This is a genomic window from Peribacillus psychrosaccharolyticus ATCC 23296, from assembly GCF_000305495.1.
Taxonomy (GTDB): Bacteria; Bacillota; Bacilli; order Bacillales; family DSM-1321; genus Peribacillus; species Peribacillus psychrosaccharolyticus.
Map to the genome: position 1 here is coordinate 44,000 of NZ_AJTN02000211.1, position 18,919 is coordinate 62,918.

Here is an 18,919-nt window from a genome sequence, read left to right on the forward strand (position 1 = left end):
ATGGCGTTTATTGAGGCTGTCATTCAGTATGGGTTTTTACAAAAGGCGCTGCTGACCTCTGTAATGGTGGGAATTATTTGCGGGATTATTGGTTGTTTCATCATTTTACGAGGAATGGCGCTTATGGGCGATGCCATTTCCCATGCGGTCCTGCCTGGTGTCGCTATTTCTTATATGCTTGGGATCAATTTTTTGATTGGTGCCGTACTTTCCGGAATTATTACCGCCATTGGCATTGGCTTTGTCAGCCAGAACAGCCGGATTAAAAACGATATTTCGATTGGTATCATGTTCACTGCTGCTTTTGCATTAGGAATCATTTTAATCACCCTAATGAAAAGCAGTACCGATCTTTATCATATTTTATTTGGTAACGTGCTTGCTGTTCGGCCGTCTGATATGTGGATTACATTAGGTATTGGTACATTTGTGCTGCTTTCTATCTTTCTTTTATATAAAGAGTTTCTGGTCACCTCTTTTGATTCAACCATGGCTGAGGTTTACGGACTCCCTGTTCGACTTATCCATTATTTCTTAATGACCCTGTTAACATTGGTTACCGTTGCTTCCCTTCAGACTGTTGGAATCATTTTAGTAGTTGCGATGCTGATTACTCCTGCTGCTACAGCTTACTTATTAACCGACCGATTATCGACCATGCTTTTTTTATCAGCAGGGATAGGTACGCTTGCTTCGATAGCAGGATTATATTTCAGCTTTACTTATAACTTAGCATCTGGCGCTACGATTGTACTAGTCGCGACTTTCTTCTTCCTGCTGGCTTTCTTCTTCTCGCCAAGACAAGGCTTAATTCATAAATTTATTAAAAAAAGCAGGGCTGAAACCAGCCGCTAAAAGGGAGGTATAACTAATGAAAAGAACTATGAAATTACTAGCCGTCTGTCTACTATTCTCCTTTGTCTTATTCGCTTGCAGTAAAAAGGATTCTGAACATGATAAGCTTCAAGTGGTTACTACCTATTCCATTCTCTATGACATCGTCAAAGAAGTTGGAGGAGACTTGGTTGACATCCACAGCTTAGCACCAGTAGGATCGAATCCGCATGAATATGACCCTCTGCCAAAGGACATTCAAAAAACGACTGATGCTGATATAGTCTTTTATAATGGGTTGAACTTAGAGGCGGGGAATTCTTGGTTTGAAAAGTTGATTGAAACCGCTGGCAAGTCGGGAAAGGATGGACCCGTATTTAAAATGAGCGAGGGGGTCAGCCCGATGCACCTAACCACAAAAGGGAAAGAAAAAGAAGAAGATCCTCATGCTTGGCTTGATATCAGAAATGGCATTAAATACGCCGAAAATGCTCGTGATGGTTTAATTAAAGTGGATCCCGAACACAAGAAACAATATCAACAAAATGCAGATACGTATATTCAGAAATTAGAAAATCTTCATAATGAAGCCATTGATGAATTTAACAAGATTCCTAAAGAAAAACGTTTTCTCATTACAAGTGAAGGTGCATTTAAATACTTTAGCAAGGCCTATGATTTTGAAGCAGGTTACATTTGGGAAATAAATTCGGAAAACCAAGGAACTCCTGAACAGGTGACCCAAGTTGTCGATTTAATTAATAAAAAACAGCTGCCTGTTCTATTTGTTGAAACAAGTTTGGATCCTCGTAGCATGGAAGCCGTTTCAAAAGAAACCGGCGTCCCCATCGGCGGCAAGCTCTATACAGATTCAATTGGTAAGCCTGGTGAAGAGGGTGATACCTATTTTAAAATGATGAAGTGGAATATTGATACCCTTTTAAAAAATATCAAGTAAACACAAAAAGCCTGCAGGTTAACGTCTGCAGGCTTCCAAAAGGCTGTCAATATCTTTCTATAATCCTTTTTTATAGTTATTTTATAGTTATACTTTTTACAGAACTCCAAGAGCCATAATATTTTGTACCTGACAATGTTTTGTACGATTTTAATCGAACATAATATTTTTTACCTTTTTTTAAAGAATTTATTGTTTTAGATACGGTATTTTTGTTTGTGATTGTCACCTTCTTTGTTGCACTACTAGTAAACTTACTGCTAGTAGAATACTGAATTTGGTACCCTGTAGAAGTAGAAATCGTCTTCCAATTCACTTTCATACTTGTTGAGCTACTCTTTTTAACACTCGATAATGTAACAGTAGCCGGATTTGTTGTAGAAGTGAGAACACTGCTGTAGGATCCATAAAAATTTGTTTTCCCTATGGTTTTATATGAACGAACTTTATACTGATACGTTGTTCCGGCACTTAGTTTGCTAATTGTATAACTGTTCGCGTTACTTGTAATTGTCTTTAACAGTTTACCCTTACTATCATACTGATAGATTTTATAGCCTGTGACTTCATTTTGTTTATACCATATCAGATTTAAAGAGTTTGTCCCTCTGCTAGATACTTTTAAACTTTTTACTTGAGCAGGGTTTACCGTTACATGTCTTTCAATATTTACAGTATTTCCATCCCAGTCCATTACCTTGTACGTTAAGGTGTAGCTGCCCACCTTCGTCGAGTTCACACTTCCTGCAACTTCTATACTTGCTGTCAGTTCTCCATCTTCTGTATCTGTTGCACTCACGCCTTTTGTAACATCAAAGCTATCTCCTACTTTGATTGTTGCAGCTTTGGTCCCTTTAATCATAGGCTTATCATTACTTCTTACGCTCACTTCTCTTTTTACCTCTGTTGTATATCCATCGCTATCCGTCACCTTGTATGTTAAGTTGTAGCTGCCCACCTTCATTGGGTCCACACTTCCAGAAATTTCTATACTTGATGTCAAATCTCCATCTGCTAAATCTGTTGCACTCACGCCTTTTGTAACATCAAAGCCATCTCCAAGTTTAATAGTTACATGTCCTGCCCCTTCAATTACAGGTGGAGACAACCATTTAGCATAAATCGTTACACCTGTTTTAGATTGATCCCAAACTGTTGTGTAATTTTTGTCTAAATACCAGACAAATAAGTGGTTTTTCTCGGTCCTTCCAAAAGGATCTTCCCCCAAACTCGTTAGACTTTTCGGGATGGTTACCCATTTTAATTGGTTATCCTTAAATGCCCCATACCCTATACTTGTCACGCCTTCTGGGATGATTACATTTGGTAATTGATTTGAAAAAAATGCAAATCCACCTATACTTATCACACTATTTGGGATGGTTACACTCTTCAATTTATTTTTACTAAAAGTATCATTTTCAATTTTAGTAACACCATGTGGAATCGTTACACTTGTTAGTTGATTATTCTTAAATGCAGATGATTCTATCCTAGTTACTTTTTCCGGTATGGTTACTCTTTTCAGTTGATTATTATTAAATGCAGAAGTCCCTATACTAGTCACACTGCTTGGAATGACTACACTTGTTAGGTGATTATCCTCAAATGCAAATGCCCCTATCCTAGTTACTTTTTCTGGTATGGTTACTCTCGTTAATTGATTTTCACTAAATGTATTAGATTCAATACTTGTCAAACTGTCTGGAATGGTTACACTTGTTAGGTCATTATCACTAAATGCATAAGACTCTATACTTGTCACACTGTTCGGAATGGTTGCACTTGTTAGTTGATTCCTATGAAATGCATGGTTTCCGATTTTCGTTACACTTTTTGGAATGGTTATACTTGTTAGTTGATTCCAATGAAATGAATGATCCCCGATACTCGTTACGCTTTTCGGGAGATTAACATTTGTTAATTGGTTCAAAGCAAATGCATATTCCTCAATACTTGTTACATTTTTCGGAATGGTTATACTTGTTAATTGATTAGAAAAAAATGCATAATCCCTTATCTTAGTTACACTTTCTGGAATGGTTACACTTGCTAATTTATTAGAACGAAATGCACCTTCACCTATACTCGTCACGCTATCCGGAATATTCACACCCGTTAATTGATTCCCACGAAATGCTTCATTCCCTATCTTGTTCACTCTATTTGGAATGGTTACACTTACTAATTTATTAGAACGAAATGCACGATTTCCTATACTTGTTACACTCTTCGGAATGGTTACACTTGTTAATTGATTCCCACTAAATACTTCATCCTCTATACTTGTAATACTATTTGGGATGGTTACACTTGTTAGTTGATTATCACTGAATGCAGATGATCCCAAACTAGTTATACTTTTAGGAATCATTACACTTGTTAGTTGATTATCGCTAAATACAGATGACCCTAAACTAGTTAAACTTTTCGGGATGGTTATACCTGTTAGTTGATTATCACTAAATGCATTATTTCCTATACTTGTTACATTATCCGGGATGGTTACACTTGTTAATCGATTAGCACTAAATGCACTATCTCCTATACTTGTCACACTTTCCGGGATGATTACACTTGTTAATTGATTCCAGAGAAACGCACTATCCCCTATACTTGTTACATTATCTGGGATGATTACACTTGTTAATCGATTAGCACTAAATGCACTATCTCCTATACTTGTCACACTTTCCGGGATGACTACACTTGTTAACTGATTACTACTTAAAGCATAATTTCCAAGACTTGTCACACTTTCTGGGATGGTTACACTTGTTAATTGATTACCACGAAATGCTTCAATCCCTATCTTGTTCACACTATTTGGAATGGTTACACTTGTTAATCGATTAGAACTAAATGCACTATCTCCTATATTTGTCACACTTTCCGGGATAAGTACACTTGTTAATTGATTATTACTTAAAGCATGACTTCCAATACTTGTTACTGGCCTTTCATTCAGTTTACTTGGAATCTCCACGTTCTTAGCTTCTCCAACGTAATCTACAATTTCAACTGTTCCATTTAAAACATTATATTTGAAATCACCTTCTTGTAGTGTTTCCGTAGATGCCTGAATCATTGAAAGCGGTATAAAACTCAATAACAATGTAGATAATACTATTATATTAAATATAAGTTTCATTGAATCCTCTCCTTTTTTGAAATCAATACTAAATCGTTTAAAACGAACTATACTACTATACAAAATAGGGATACACATTACTAGTTCCAATTGCAAAAATTCCAAACTATCTGCAAGTAATCTTCTAAGCTTGGATATACTCATCTGATTGCTCTAGTATGGAAAAGCAAAATCTATTCAAATGGAAATATGCTTATTGTATGAACTAATAAAGTTGTCATAGGCATTATTCGTTTTTTTATAATTACCTTCTTGTGTAACTACTCATATTCAATACAGGCCTTTATGTATTCTTGTAAAACTTTTTCTATAACCACTTACTTCCTTTTGTATTCACTGACTTATAAACTAATAAATAAAGAAAAGGTCAAATAATAGTATTATTCTTTGACCTTTTCTTTATTTAAAAATTTGTAAAGTGATAATAAGTATGTCAAAGTGTCTACTGTAAAAGTGATAAAGTGTAATAGCTGAATACAGTAGCTCGACCGGATTGGAACAGTGTTGAAAAAAGACAGCATTCTATAAAAACCTAAGATAAAAGTTAAATATTTAAATATATTTTTCAAAAGAGTTTGCTTAGTTTGTCCTATTCTAATTCCTTCGTCCAAGCTGAAAGCTGTGAAAACACCTTATCTCTCAGCTCTTTCTCTAATGGTGCCATCCCGAATAAATCAGCATACCAGAGGCCATCCGCTGCCAGTCTGATAATGTTTGCTGTAACCGGATCAAGACCTTCATTTTCCATTTTTTCTTTCCATGTACGGTAATGTTCTTGTAAATATTCGAGCATTTCAGGATTGGTAAACAAGGACGCATGCATCCCTGAGCTAATTTCCAGGCCTTCTTCTAGTTCCTTAAAGGTGGCTTCCAGAAAGGCTCTACTGTACTTCCCAGTTTGAATAGGATCTAACGTCGCCCGCCCCTCGACATCCTCAACAAATGTATTGGAACATCTTGTAACCATTCCATCTATTAAGGATTCTTTATTAGGAAAGTGGTACAGCAGCCCCCCTTTACTTATTCCTGCTTCTTTTGCTGCTGCTTCTAACGTCAATTTCGCAACACCGTCCCTGCGGACAATGGCAGCCGCAGCATCTAAGATTTTTTCTGGCTTTGTTCGTTCATTCATTTCGTGACCGCTCCCTGCACAGTTACCCTTTTGCTATTTCTCCAGACTTCCACATGACAGTCATCACAAATCCGACCATCAGAATGGCACCTGCAAAAATATAAGGAAGATTTAAATTAATATCAAAGAAAATTCCAGCTAATGCTGGTCCAACAATATTGCCAAGGCTTGTATACGTTGAATTCATTCCAGCAACAAAGCCTTGTTCATTGCCTGCAATTCTTGACAGTAAAGAAGTAATTGCAGGACGCAGGATATCACATCCCAAGAAGACAATAAAAGTGACCGCCATAATCATTGCATAACTGCTTACAAATACCGATACGAACATAAAGACAGATGCCATAATTAAGGAAACCTGAATTAATTTTTTCTCACCCAGCCATTCCACCAGTTTTCCGAAGAATACAACCTGAGCAATGACACCAAAGACTGCTCCAACCGTTATAATGACGGAGATATCTTTCGGCGTAAAACCAAACTTTTTATCAACAAATAAGCTAAACATTGTTTCATAGGCTGCTAATCCGAATGCTAAGACAAAAACAATCAGTAAAGGAACCAAGTACTTGGGCTGGAATGATTTTTTCAATTCGGACCAAATATTGACCTTTCCACTTGACTGGCTGCCAGCCGCTAATTCTTCTTTAGATAATGGTTCTTTAAGAATAATCATTGAAAATAAAGCGGCAGCGAGTGCAATAACGGAGGCAAAATAGAATGGAGCACGAACACCGATTTCTGCTATAAAGCCACCGATTCCCGGACCAATGATAAATCCGGCACTAATACTTGCAGACACGTAGCCCAGTACTTTCGGACGTTCCTTCAGCGTTGTGATATCCGCAACAAAAGCAGTAACAGCAGGCATAATAAATGCGGCGCTGATTCCTCCTAATATTCGTGATAAAAATAAGAGACTAATATGACTGCCAACAGCAAATATCAGCTCAGATAAAGAAAATAGAAATAAGCCAAAAACAATCATGGTCTTACGTCCAACTTTATCGACCCAAACACCGGTAAATGGTGAAGCAATTAATTGAGCTAACGCAAAGGCTGCAACAAGATAGCCCATGATCTCTCCATTTAAGCCTAATTCCTTGATAAAGGAGGGCATAACAGGAATAACCAAACCAATTCCAAGGAAAGCAATAAATAAATTGCATAATAATAAAACGAGTGAAACCTTATGATTCTTCATTCTGACTTTCCCCTATTCTAGTTATCGTATCTGAATGTTCCCCAGGGAAACAAATAGTCTTTTTAGTGTACCGTCCAGACGGTTTTTTAGCAACCAACAACTGTACAGTTCTAAAAAACAGAACAATTTATCACCTACAATCGTTTTTCATCCCCTGATTATCATGATTATAAGTTGATTTTTTTATACCAATACTCCCATTGGTCCATCGGCTCTGCTCGTATATGTACATATAAGACATTCACTTCATTAGGATTCACATTTTTGGGTAAAGAAAAAGCATAGTGGAATTCCTTCGCGGTATTCGTAGCAAAAATTTGTGGTTTCCATTCAGAGCGATGTTCTAGTTCCAAGTATGCTTGAACCTCCTCTAGTAAATATTCCCCTTCTTCGGTTTTCCTCTCTTTTATCCGATACCTTTTTACATTCAACACTTCTTCATTATTAGGAACATAAAACACTATAAAGTCTAATGGATATCTAAATTTATCTAAACCAAACCCCATTCAAGACAAAATTATTGTTCTCCTTTTCCACATGAACCTGTAAGGAATCTGGTGTGGTTTTATAAATAAAATGATAAGAAAAATAACTAATAAAGGCGATAATTATAATGATAGGACCGAAACATAAAAAAGAGATCCAGCGACTTTTTTTCCACATTTTAATTCCAAAAAATAATGAACCAAAGAAAACCATTAATACGATAATCGACATCTCGTACCCTCTCTCCCTTTTTCGTTTAACATACATAAAAAATCTATGTTTTTGCCACCTTTAAAAAACAGTTGGCTGGGAGATTTAAATAATGAGAAATTGATCGTCTGCTAATCCAGTTATTTCGCAAGCATAGCATTTTTCAAATACGTCAATTCTTTGGGCAATCGTTCGCCCATCGGGATCCTTAAATAAGTCCTCACGGTTACTATGGGGAAACAGACAGAGATTAACTAGCTTTAATCCAGAAAGGTCTTGGAGTTTAAGCGCATTCATTTCTGGTGTAAAAAACTCAGCAATCTCAATATTGGTCCCGAGAATCATCGCACCTGCACTAACGCCGATAAGGACTTGTTTATCATTCAGGTCACGAATCACTTGGTCAGCCCCGCTATGTTTTAAATGATGAAGCAAATAAAAAGGATTGCCCCCATTGATATATATACAATGATAATTTGTTAATTGAGTCGCATCATCAAATTCGATATCAACAAAGTCAACGGTTGCAAATCCTAAATTCACTAAATCTTCTTGAGCTTTTCTTGCATAGAAATTTTGTTCCTTTTGTAAGGAAGCAGTGGTCATAATGCATGCTTTCATTTGTCCTGGGTCATTTTCGAATAACGTTAGAAAGTTGGCTGCTATATCGTCTGTGGACAATCCATTTGAAGTCAGCATGATTTGCGTCATTGAGACCTCTCCTTTTTTACTCATCATCTTCTTTAAAAATATCATTCAGGAACTTTTCCCGATGGTTTAGAAAATACTTTGTAATTTGATAATGATCGGTATTTTCATAGTCAATAGAAGTGATCTGCCCTTCGTCGAAGCTGATTATATCAGCATCTGGAAAGCCTAGTAAAATGGGTGAATGAGTGACGATAATAAATTGAGCTTGTCTGTCTTTCGTCAGGTCATGCAGAATTCGTAATAGCGTTAACTGTCTTGAAGGTGAAAGGGCAGCCTCTGGCTCGTCAAGCAGAAAAATGGATTGCTCCTTAAAGCTGTGAAGAAATAGCGATAAAAAGGCTTCTCCATGTGATTGTCTATGTAGAGATTCCCCTCCATACTTACGAAATCCAGTTGTATCGACTTCTTCAAGATAAGTAGCGAAGTGATAAAAAGACTCAGCACGTAAAAAGAAACCGTTCGATACCTTTGGGAGCCAGGACAAACGAAGATGCTCAGCCAAATCTGAAGTAGAAGCATGCACATCATAGGTATGGTCCTTGCCGCCGCTTGCTGTATTGAACCCGCTAGACTTCGGCAATACCCTCTAATAGAGTAGACTTGCCCGAACCATTCTCTCCAACAAAAAATGTTACACTCTTCTTCAGTTCAATTTGGTCCATGCTGTGAATAGAAGGAATGGAAAGTGGGTATTCGCGAAAGCTAGAGATCGAATCACGTAAAAGGGTTACCTTTTTTAAGAACAAGAACACTCACCTCTTATCTTTTTTAACTACTACTAAAATTAGTTTACTAGTTTTTTACTATTCCTTCATGTTTTAAAGAAACACATCATATATTCCTTTAATAAGACAAGGGGGATTTATATGAAAACAATGTTCATAGAAACTTTGGAGAATAATATTTTCGCTATTCTGTTAATCGTCTGGTTTTGGGTATGTGTTTGGGGAGTATCAGTCTTATAATTTTACATGTTTATATAAAGGTTAAAGCGGGTGAGCCTTATTGTACAAAAACTAATCGCGATTATTATTGGAAGCTTTCTTGTAGGCAGCGGAATTAACGGATTTTTAGTTCCGTATCATCTTCTTGATGGAGGAATGATTGGACTAGCACTAATTCTACATTATTATTTCGAAGTATCTGCAGGGATTTGTATGTTCATTCTTAGTATCCCTCTCTGTATTTTTGCTTGGACAGAAGACCGGGCTTATTCATATTCCAGCTTTCTGGGTTTACTTATATCTTCAGCTATGATTGATTGGCTTCGGCCATTACAAACCCTTTTTTTAGTTCCGATTGGACTTAGTTCAATTTTGGGAGGCATGTGCATGGGTTTGGGTATCGGACTTATGCTCCGATTCGGTACAAGTACTGGTGGTACCGATTTGCTTGCAACCTATTTATCAAAGATGTATTCCATGAATACAGCTCTTATTATATTTCTGCTTGATGTAATCATTGTCACTGCAGGATCAATCACTTTAAATATAAAGAGCTTTCTTTATTCTTGTTTAATGATCCTTATCGCAGGCTTAATGACTAATCTCATCAAACCCGCTAAGATATAAATCACATTCAACTTTTTAATATAGGTTCAATTTTATCAATCGTCCGTTGAATTTTCAAACTATTTACCTGATACATCTCCTTTGCTTCTATAGAATCCGTACTTAGGGCAAATAACTCCAAATCAGCTTGACATTTTTTTAATGTCGCCCACAATAATGGTCTTTCCTGCGGTGACGGTACCTTCAGTTTGTCATCATATAAATCGACAGTTAGTTCACCGTATGTATTAATCTGTCCGAGGAAAACATTTTCAACTGTAATTCCTTGCTTTACCAGTTCTGTCTTTAACCACAATCTGTTTCTTCCAACAGTTGACAAGGATTCATCTAGAATTTCCCCATCCATTATGACTGTTTCCGATCCTTTTATCGGCGCTAATTTCAAGTTCAAATCTTTTGCAGTTAGTGGCTGATTTTCTTTTTTCAACAAGACGTTTAAATCGCCCGTAGCTTCTAAAACGGCATACTCGACATCACTAACATTAAATACATCTTTTTTTCGCAGCAGTTCTAATAATTCATCAATCGTATATTTTTCTTTTTTCAAATTATCTTCTAGAAGCTTACCATCCTGAATGAAGACTGTACCTTTTCCTTCTACAAAATTACGAAAGGGTCTGCTTTTCATCGAAATAAAACCTGCAATAAAAGGAGCAAGCGAAAATGTGGCTATTGACACAACTCCGTTAAAAAGACTGTGTTCTACTTTCGTCGCTAATTCTGCTCCTATATTACCGATTGTAATTCCCGTTATATATTCAAAGAAAGATAGTTGAGAAATTTGTTTTTTCCCTAATAATTTAGTAATAAAAAATAATACGACCAAAAAAAATAACGAACGAAGCATTACATTTAACCAATCTGGCATCGTAGTACTACCTCCCTATACTAAAAGCCTTTATATTGTGATTCTTCCCGCTCTAAAATTCCAACCCGCTTCTGTAAGTCCTCAACGGTTTCATGAACAAGCAGCATCGCCTCATGTAGTGTCCTTTTCGATTCTTCTTCTACTGTTCGTAAGGCTATAGCCGATAAATTTGCTTCTGCCCCTTTAAGGCTCGCGAGACATTGTTTAACATCTGATGCAATGGTCATTTGATTGCCCCCTAACCTTTAGGTTTAAAAAGAATTGCTCCAATCATCCCGAATATTATTGCTGCCGATATACCGGCACTTGTAACTTCAAACATTCCAGATAAAAATACCGACCAGACCATGCTTTTCAGCTTCCTCCATGGCGCCATGAACAAGTGAATTACCAAAGCTTGTAATAGGCACTGTGGCACCTGCTCCCGCAAAGTCAATAAATGGTTCGTATAATCCAAACCCATCTAAGATAGCCCCTATCACTACAAATGTGCTTAAGGTGTGCGCTGGTGTAAGTTTAAAAACATCAAACATTATTTGACCAATCACACAAATTAACCCGCCTACAACAAAAGCCCAAAAGTAAATCATCGTGAGTGTTCACCTCCATATTCGATTGAAACGGCATGTGCGATACATGGAATGCTTTCCTTTTGTTGAAAAGATAGAGGAGATAACAAAGCTCCAGTGGCGACTACTAAAATTCGTTTAAGTTCCCCTTTTTTCATACGGTTTAGTAAATGCCCATATACGACTGTTGCCGAACATCCTGCCCCGCTTGCTCCTGCAAGAACTGGTTGGTCCGATTTATAAATCAATAATCCGCAGTCACTATAAAAACTATCATCAATTGGAATTCCATGTTTTTTAAATAAATCTAAGGATACTTCATGGCCAATTTGCCCAAGGTCTCCCGTTACAATTAGGTCATAATAGGAAGGATCGATATTTCGTTCTGTTAAATGTGCCGTAATGGTATCAACTGCTGCTGGTGCCATCGCGCCGCCCATATTAAACGGATCGGATAACCCCATGTCAATCACACGACCGATAGTAGCCGAGGTAACTTGTGGACCCTCGCCTGTATCACTTAACAAAGCCATTCCAGCACCGGTTACTGTCCACTGTGATGTAGGAGGTTTTTGCCCGCCGTATTCAGTGGGATAACGAAACTGTTTTTCTACAGCAGCATTATGACTCGCTGCTCCTGTTAACACATATTTGGCGCCTTTTGCATTGATAATTGCTGCACCTAACGCTAACCCCTCCATGGAAGTTGAACAGGCGCCAAATAGACCCAGATACGGTGCACCAATTGTACGTGAGGCAAAACTAGTCGGTGTAATTTGATTGATCAAGTCTCCCGCTAAGAAGAATTGAACTTCCTCTTTTTGAATGCCGCCCTTTTCCATTGCCTTTTGTGCAGCTTCTTCAATCATGACTTTATGAGCTTTTTCATAGGAATCCTCTCTCAGCCACAAATCAGAGTGAAGAAGATCAAAGTCTTCCGCAAGAGCACCGTTAGCTTCAAATGGTCCTCCCACTGTACCAGTTGAAACAATGACAGGCTTTTGATCAAACACCCATGTACGATGTCCTCTTAGCATTAAAGACCACCCCACATGATTAGAATCGTTTTTATAATTGAGACAACAAATGCAGAAAAAACACCGAATAAAATGACTGATCCCGCTAGTTTAAACATATTTCCGCCCACGCCTAATACAAAGCCTTCTGTCCGATGCTCAATAGCAGCAGAAATGACTGCATTACCGAACCCAGTAACCGGAACCGCAGAGCCTGCCCCGCTGAATTGTGCAATGCGATCGTATACACCAAATCCAGTTAGGAGCATAGAAATAAAAATTAACGTACCAACTGTAGGGTTTCCTGCTGTTTGTTCAGTAAAGTTAAAGTTATGAATATAAAAATTCTGGATTACTTGCCCGATTAAGCAAATCAAACCACCGGTTAAAAAGGCCTTTAAACAATTTGTAAGTAGAGGTCTTTTTATTTCTCTTTGCTTTTGTACCTCTTGGTAGTCCTGTTGAGCTGGAGTTAATTTTTTATTTTTACTGGACATCCATGGACCTCCTTTAAGCTTTTTCTTTCATTAATTTTTTCAGATCATTATGTTCTTTTTTCAAACTCTTTGTATCAAGCTTATTTTTCTCTATTTTAGATTGTAGTTTGTCGAGTTCTAAAAATATTTTTGAATCAGCTGTTACCTCTATCTTATGATTTGGAAATGTTTTTTTAGTTTGGATTTTACTTCTTTAACCGTTTTCTTAATATGCAATCGATCAAATTGTTCAATCTCCAAAGCAACTAAGAGCTCTTTATCTGTATTGACCGCTTTTACGTTCGAAACATCTTTACGTTTCTTGATTTCTTCCCTAGCAGTTACAGAAGGAGATTGTGAAACTAGGGTTTTTGTATGAACTTTTGTAACTGAAGGTTTTTGGTCTGGTTCTTTCGCTTTTTGGTCAGTACATCCTGCCAAGCCCAACATAACGAAAAGAGATAATAGAATTTTAATTCTTTTCATAAACACTCACCTCACTTTTTATGCGGCGGATAACAAAAAAAAGGCTGGCTGTGAACCAGCCTTTTCACATAGACTTACTCTTTATATTGAGGTTCTTCCTGTTCAATTTGATCAATGCGTGGGGAAATACTATCTACTACTGCTTGAGTCTGCTGAGCAGCTTCTTGATACAATGTTTTGGCTTGCTGATTATCCGTACTTAAGGCGAAGGTTTCGAAACTCGCTTGCGCACTCTTAAGTCCAGCCATCGTAGTTTTCACTTGATTAATCACTGTCATATAATTTCCTCCTATAAATGTTCTATTGCCTTAATAGAATGACAAAATACATATAAATTTATTCTTTCTAATTTTTCCCACATCAAGAAACATATCTATTTTCATTCTGTCATAAGATGCTAATGTGGGCTGTCGTTCTCTTATTTGTTTCCCCTCTACTTTTAGCGGGTTTTTTTTATTCCTGAACATTAAAAAAGACCCCATAATGGAGTCATTCCTTAGACTATGAACAAACTCGAAGAAGTCGAGCTTGTTTTTAGTCTTCTTTTTTTAGTTTTTAAAATTAACTATTGATTTCCGTTCCAGCGCTTCGCCTTCTGCGGCTGGCCGGTGTCGCTTCAATCAACTGTCTTTCTAAACTTAAACTCAAAAAGATTTATGAGAAACCAAAAGAAACCATTGAGCGTGTGTTTACGCAGATGCAAAAGAATCAGGAAAACTTCGATGAAACGTGTTAAAACACAAAAGAGGTTCGGAATGTATCATTCCGAACCTCTTTTGTGATTATTTGCCAATTCTATAGTTCAATAAATCAATTGCTTGATCTTCCGTTATTCCATTTATAAGCCCAAGCTCGCTTGAAAGGAATTTCCGTGCGTTCCCAAGCATCGACTTTTCACTTGAATTGAGTGTTTTTTCTTTATTCATACGCATTAAATCACGCAAGACTTCTGCACCTTCTTGAATTTTACCTGTTTTCATTTTTTCCATATTCGACTTATAACGTTCTTTAAAATTCAGGGTTCTGTCCGTTTCACCGTTATGAAACAAGTGAAGAACATTTTCAAGGGTAAGGGTATCTACCACTTTTCGTATGCTGAAATTTTTTATTTTTCCGACAGGAAGCATAACTTGCATCTTATTTGGCAGCTGCAGGACATAATACTGATGAACCTTTCCTTGAATCTCTTTGTCTTCAATTGATTCAATTATACCTGCTCCGTGCATCGGATAAACAATCTGATCGCCAATTTGAAACAAATAACGCACCCCCATATATAGTAACTACGTTAATCATAACACAATTCTCTATTTTTAACTAAATTTTTTATAATATCATATTTCCAAATATCAAGTCAATCATTTAATCTTATTTTTTTAACATTTTTTCATTACTTTTTTCAGAAAAATTAAACTCACTATTCAAAAAAACGAATTCTTCTTTCTGGCACGTAAGATATCTCCCATCCAACCCTTTTTTTTCAGGTACACGTAAAGGGCCAATGTATTAATGACAATTAAAATTACAGAAAACAAGTACCCAAACTGCCATTTAAGTTCTGGCATATGCTTAAAGTTCATACCCCATAAAGCACCCCACGCCATAACCGGCGTAAACAGAGTGGTTAATACTGTTAATGTTTTCATGATTTCATTTCCTCTGAGGGATGCTACCACATTTTCAAGATTGACCATCGATTCTATTTCTTGTTCGTATTCGTGCAAAAGTGTCTTAGTCCGTTGCAGACGAAGCTCAGTCCGTTTAAACTGTATTGATTCTTTGATTTCTTCCCCAAAAGCTTCCTCGAGGGCAATGATGATTTCTCTCACTGGTACTGCTAAATTTTTCCAAACCAACAATTCATGTCGGCAATCTGCAATTTTCTCTAAAATCGCCTTGCCATTCTTAGCCTTTACATCCCATAATAAATCATTTATTCTCTGTTCAAAATGGCCTATCTGAATTAAGAACGACGAAATAATTTCACTTAAGATAATCATTAAACCATCAATTGGTGATTCTACGTGATCTAACATGTTGAATAAATCATCTTGACTAATATCATCCATGAGAGATAAATCTAAATATCCAGTGATTAAAAACTCATTTGTTAGATAAAAATGAAACGTATGTTGCTTCTCTTTCTCCTCGATATCTTGTATATAAACAAGTGAACCCCAGATTGCTTCCTTTCCTTCCTCCGCTATATGTAAGCCAAGATTTATGGATTTTTTAGAAAGAGTATGCTCCACCCATTGTTCACACTTTTTGGTTTGGCTAATCAACTGCTGTAATCGATATTCATTGGTTAAATCAAGCTCATGCCACTGCCATCTATTCTGATTAAACGAATGTTCGCCCATAAGTTCCCCCAGTATCTCTTTTATTCAATCTTCTTGCTTATTTCCTTATTATTTTTTTCTTTCAGCTTATCATACATCTATTCAAAAAGAGACGCGCCACATATAGCGCGCCTTCTATTATTTATTTACGTAAATATTCAAGTGCTTGATGAAGACTGGAAAACGTTAAGATCGAATTGAATTTAATTCCGAATCCAACCATCGTTTGAGCGATTTCCGGTCTGATACCTGTCAGAGTCGTCTCAATTCCAACAAGTTTTAATGCTGAGATCACTTTATAAATTTGATCCGCTACCATGGTATCAATAATAGGGACCCCAGAAAGGTCAATAATAATAGAATCTAAGTTATGCTGAGTCCCTTGTTCAAGGGCTCGGTCCATTAAGACTTGTGCTCGTTTTGTATCTAAATCACCAACAATCGGAAGCACACCTATTTTTTGAGTGACACGAACAAGCGGAATCGCAAGTTCATTCATTGCATACTCTGCCGACATAAGTTTAGCCGTATAACTCCTAGTATAAGAAATACTAAGCCAGTAAACAGCCTCATCGACTACGGCATCGAATAGGGAAATAACCTCGTAAAACACATCAAGACTAAATTGGTATTTTTGCGCTTCATTTTTGATAATATGACCAATTGTGTCGCGATAGAACCGAACTTCCTGTATCGCTACATCCAGCGGGAGCTCTAGTTCAACTAGTAAATCAACCAGCTTTCCTCCCCACTGCTTTAATCGATCTATCGTTTCTTCATGGTCCTTAGAAATGGATTGTCCATAAATATCAATTAAATTTTCTCTCCAAGAGGTTAAAGAATCCGTAATCGTTTTACTATAAACGTGCTCATCTGCTGCTTCCCGCTGCAGAGCAAGTTCTGACTTTCTTTTGAGTATAGTATGAGTTATTGCCTTAAATTGTCCTTCTAATTGGTTAGTTTCCATGGAATCCTCCTACAAACAGGTATCGAGAAACAATAACAAGTTTTTTTATTCGTTTATTCTTTTCAAAGAGATCATTTTTCCAACTCATATTGATATATACCCTGATTTATAAGGAAGTTAATCCTATTTTACCTACAAAGTGACTATATGAGAACATTTAGAGTATCAAAAAAAGAACCTCTAAAGTCGATAACCCTTAAAAAAGATATCTCCATTAGAGGCAGTTGTGTATCATTCATGTCATTAAATTAAGTCTGTTACTCTTAGAAGAAAAAGAACGGCAAGAAGGCAAGCGTAGCAATTGCACCTAAGGCAAATCCTGCTGCTGCTCCTCCCCAACCATAGCCATAGCCAGGACCATAATAACCGTAGCCATAACCTCCAAAGTTCCTTCTTCCACCATTCATCGGCCGAAGATACACTCTATTTCTATCTACTCGATCGACGATGCCTCTATGCACCGTACCCTGTTTCGTCCGTATCTCGACTGGTCTGCCTATTCCTTGACGTAACATGTGATAATGATTCATTCAACCTAACCTCCATTCACTTCTCGATTATCATATGTACAAAGTGATTTCCCTGCATGGACATACACACAGAAAATGGAAAAAGGACCGTCCATTTAGCATGAACGACCAAGGTCTGCTCTAATATTTCATTTGTAATACGAATAAATAATACATGATACATTTTGTTGATGCATACATAGTCTAATGTAACGACGTGCATGAGAGGAGACTCATAGATGAAACAATCTTACCAAGATGCAATAGCTTTTTATGGAATTGACGGCGCACATCCAGGCGGGTTTCAACTGACTAAACAATTACTTCTTGATGAGAAAATTACTCCTTATACAAAAGTACTTGATGCAGGCTGTGGTACTGGTCAAACTTCCGCATATCTCGCCAGAACATTTTCCTGTCAGGTTTATGCCCTCGACCAGCATCCAGACATGCTTAAGAGAGCGAAAACCAAATTCAAACAAGAACACCTCCCCATTCACCTTATCCAAGGATCGCTCGAGAAGCTCCCTTTCTCTGACCATTTCTTTGATTTGATTGTCGCAGAATCTTCAACGGCCTTTACTAACATCCCTAAAGCTCTAAATGAATACGCTCGTGTCCTAAAACCAAATGGTGTTCTCCTTACCATTGATATGACTGCCGAACCTCAACTTGAACTTGAAGCAAAAACAGAGTTGATTCAATTTTACGAAATTAAAGACCTTCTCACTGAAAAAGAATGGCTCCAAGCATTCAAACGTTCCGGGTTTAAACAAATTCAGATACTAAAGGCAAATACCGTCCTTAATGAACTCATGAATATCGAGTTGGACGTAAATGAAGGCTATGCACCACCCTCTTTTTCCACCGATCCTTCGCTTGAACACATTATTCTTACACATCAAAACCTTACCCTTTCCTATGGTGATCGACTGGGTTATCGTGTCTTTCGAGCAGGTAAAATAGATCTTCCGTATCAACGGCACAAAACTAACTCATAAATTGTTTTGGTTGAAGGAAACTTTGAGGAGTAACTAACTCTCCAGTAGATCAAAGATTCCTTCAGAGCTTTTCTCTTTCGTTACATAGATAAGCTCGAGCAGAAAATGTAAATAAATGTCTGAAGTTTGAATTATGAAAAAATTAGATATCTCTTAGTTACGTGTTATAGTTCCAGAGGAGTTATTTTTTGGAAAAAACGAAAGGGAGGTTAATCCCAATTATTGAATTACTCATCTCACATTTTATCTCCTATAAAAACCGGAAACCTACGCATGCTGATGAATTACTAGATTATATTCAAGAACAATATATATCCGGCAAACTTTCTGCAGCCAACTACAAACACCTCTATTCAGAACTCGATAAACGAGGAGCGAAAAAAGCAAAATTTATTAAATAATCCTCAAAAAAAAAGCCTCTTGCCAAG

The 18,919-nt window shown here is 37.1% G+C and carries 20 protein-coding genes and 2 pseudogenes; 5 read left to right on the forward strand and 17 right to left on the reverse strand.

Annotated elements, in window-relative coordinates:
• Together WYK_RS15290 and WYK_RS15295 are read left to right on the forward strand one after the other, a co-directional pair.
• Positions 1 to 855: a metal ABC transporter permease gene (locus WYK_RS15290; protein ID WP_040375342.1), complete on the forward strand. Its 855-nt coding sequence runs from the start codon at positions 1 to 3 to the stop codon at positions 853 to 855.
• A 16-nt stretch (positions 856 to 871) separates the two neighbouring features.
• The gene (locus tag WYK_RS15295; protein ID WP_040375343.1) at positions 872 to 1,792 is read left to right on the forward strand and encodes a metal ABC transporter substrate-binding protein; all 921 of its coding nucleotides are present in this window, start codon (positions 872 to 874) and stop codon (positions 1,790 to 1,792) included.
• A gap of 76 nt (positions 1,793 to 1,868) precedes the next feature.
• Here WYK_RS15295 and WYK_RS23370 read toward each other — a convergent pair whose 3' ends face one another.
• The 6 genes and pseudogenes from WYK_RS23370 to WYK_RS15330 form a co-directional block, all read right to left on the reverse strand.
• Positions 1,869 to 4,943 carry a leucine-rich repeat protein gene (locus tag WYK_RS23370; RefSeq protein ID WP_051387552.1) on the reverse strand — a complete coding sequence of 1,025 codons (3,075 nt, stop codon included), beginning with the start codon at positions 4,941 to 4,943 and terminating at the stop codon, positions 1,869 to 1,871.
• A 589-nt stretch (positions 4,944 to 5,532) separates the two neighbouring features.
• Positions 5,533 to 6,075 (reverse strand): TetR/AcrR family transcriptional regulator, encoded by a 543-nt coding sequence (locus WYK_RS15305; RefSeq protein WP_040375344.1) that lies wholly within the window; start codon positions 6,073 to 6,075, stop codon positions 5,533 to 5,535.
• 22 nt (positions 6,076 to 6,097) lie between these two features.
• On the reverse strand, positions 6,098 to 7,279 hold the full coding sequence (locus tag WYK_RS15310) for an MFS transporter (RefSeq protein WP_040375345.1): 1,182 nt from the start codon (positions 7,277 to 7,279) through the stop codon (positions 6,098 to 6,100).
• A gap of 167 nt (positions 7,280 to 7,446) precedes the next feature.
• Entirely contained in the window at positions 7,447 to 7,632 is a 186-nt protein-coding gene (locus tag WYK_RS24570) for a hypothetical protein (protein WP_152526480.1), read from the reverse strand.
• Positions 7,633 to 8,080: 448 nt separating this feature from the next.
• Positions 8,081 to 8,686, reverse strand: coding sequence for a Type 1 glutamine amidotransferase-like domain-containing protein (locus WYK_RS15325; protein ID WP_040375348.1), 606 nt, complete (start codon positions 8,684 to 8,686; stop codon positions 8,081 to 8,083).
• Between the two features lie 16 nt (positions 8,687 to 8,702).
• Positions 8,703 to 9,432, reverse strand: a pseudogene (locus WYK_RS15330) (AAA family ATPase).
• A 249-nt stretch (positions 9,433 to 9,681) separates the two neighbouring features.
• Between WYK_RS15330 and WYK_RS15335 the strand changes: the two are divergent.
• The gene (locus WYK_RS15335; protein ID WP_235782527.1) at positions 9,682 to 10,257 is read left to right on the forward strand and encodes a YitT family protein; all 576 of its coding nucleotides are present in this window, start codon (positions 9,682 to 9,684) and stop codon (positions 10,255 to 10,257) included.
• 7 nt (positions 10,258 to 10,264) lie between these two features.
• On the opposite strand, the gene WYK_RS15340 is transcribed toward WYK_RS15335, so the two are convergent.
• From WYK_RS15340 to WYK_RS15390, 11 genes and pseudogenes are all read right to left on the reverse strand, one after another.
• Positions 10,265 to 11,125 (reverse strand): DUF421 domain-containing protein, encoded by an 861-nt coding sequence (locus tag WYK_RS15340; protein ID WP_040375349.1) that lies wholly within the window; start codon positions 11,123 to 11,125, stop codon positions 10,265 to 10,267.
• 20 nt (positions 11,126 to 11,145) lie between these two features.
• On the reverse strand, positions 11,146 to 11,352 hold the full coding sequence (locus WYK_RS15345) for a DUF1657 domain-containing protein (RefSeq protein WP_040375350.1): 207 nt from the start codon (positions 11,350 to 11,352) through the stop codon (positions 11,146 to 11,148).
• Positions 11,353 to 11,363: 11 nt separating this feature from the next.
• Positions 11,364 to 11,715, reverse strand: a pseudogene (spoVAE, locus tag WYK_RS15350) (stage V sporulation protein AE).
• Positions 11,712 to 12,731 carry a stage V sporulation protein AD gene (gene spoVAD, locus WYK_RS15355; RefSeq protein WP_040375351.1) on the reverse strand — a complete coding sequence of 340 codons (1,020 nt, stop codon included), beginning with the start codon at positions 12,729 to 12,731 and terminating at the stop codon, positions 11,712 to 11,714. Before spoVAD ends, spoVAE begins: the two are co-directional and overlap by 4 nt.
• Positions 12,731 to 13,207 (reverse strand): stage V sporulation protein AC, encoded by a 477-nt coding sequence (gene spoVAC / locus WYK_RS15360; protein ID WP_040375352.1) that lies wholly within the window; start codon positions 13,205 to 13,207, stop codon positions 12,731 to 12,733. Before spoVAC ends, spoVAD begins: the two co-directional genes overlap by 1 nt.
• A 147-nt stretch (positions 13,208 to 13,354) precedes the next feature.
• Complete coding sequence (locus WYK_RS15365) at positions 13,355 to 13,672, reverse strand: hypothetical protein (RefSeq protein WP_040375353.1); 318 nt, start codon at positions 13,670 to 13,672, stop codon at positions 13,355 to 13,357.
• A 74-nt stretch (positions 13,673 to 13,746) separates the two neighbouring features.
• Positions 13,747 to 13,950, reverse strand: a complete 204-nt coding sequence (locus WYK_RS15370; RefSeq protein WP_040375354.1) for a DUF1657 domain-containing protein — start codon at positions 13,948 to 13,950, stop codon at positions 13,747 to 13,749.
• Positions 13,951 to 14,454: 504 nt separating this feature from the next.
• Complete coding sequence (locus tag WYK_RS15375) at positions 14,455 to 14,946, reverse strand: CarD family transcriptional regulator (RefSeq protein WP_040375355.1); 492 nt, start codon at positions 14,944 to 14,946, stop codon at positions 14,455 to 14,457.
• A 147-nt stretch (positions 14,947 to 15,093) separates the two neighbouring features.
• Positions 15,094 to 16,035: a magnesium transporter CorA family protein gene (locus tag WYK_RS15380; protein WP_040375356.1), complete on the reverse strand. Its 942-nt coding sequence runs from the start codon at positions 16,033 to 16,035 to the stop codon at positions 15,094 to 15,096.
• Positions 16,036 to 16,156: 121 nt separating this feature from the next.
• Positions 16,157 to 16,981, reverse strand: a complete 825-nt coding sequence (locus WYK_RS15385; protein WP_040375357.1) for an STAS domain-containing protein — start codon at positions 16,979 to 16,981, stop codon at positions 16,157 to 16,159.
• A 263-nt stretch (positions 16,982 to 17,244) separates the two neighbouring features.
• A complete protein-coding gene (locus WYK_RS15390) occupies positions 17,245 to 17,511 on the reverse strand; it encodes a hypothetical protein (protein WP_040375358.1) in 267 nt (88 codons plus the stop codon).
• A 218-nt stretch (positions 17,512 to 17,729) separates the two neighbouring features.
• On the opposite strand from WYK_RS15390, the gene WYK_RS15395 reads away from it, so the two are divergent.
• Together WYK_RS15395 and yppF are read left to right on the forward strand one after the other, a co-directional pair.
• On the forward strand, positions 17,730 to 18,491 hold the full coding sequence (locus WYK_RS15395) for a class I SAM-dependent methyltransferase (RefSeq protein WP_040375359.1): 762 nt from the start codon (positions 17,730 to 17,732) through the stop codon (positions 18,489 to 18,491).
• A 188-nt stretch (positions 18,492 to 18,679) separates the two neighbouring features.
• Entirely contained in the window at positions 18,680 to 18,892 is a 213-nt protein-coding gene (gene yppF, locus WYK_RS15400) for a YppF family protein (protein ID WP_051387553.1), read from the forward strand.
• The last annotated feature ends 27 nt before the right edge of the window (positions 18,893 to 18,919 follow it).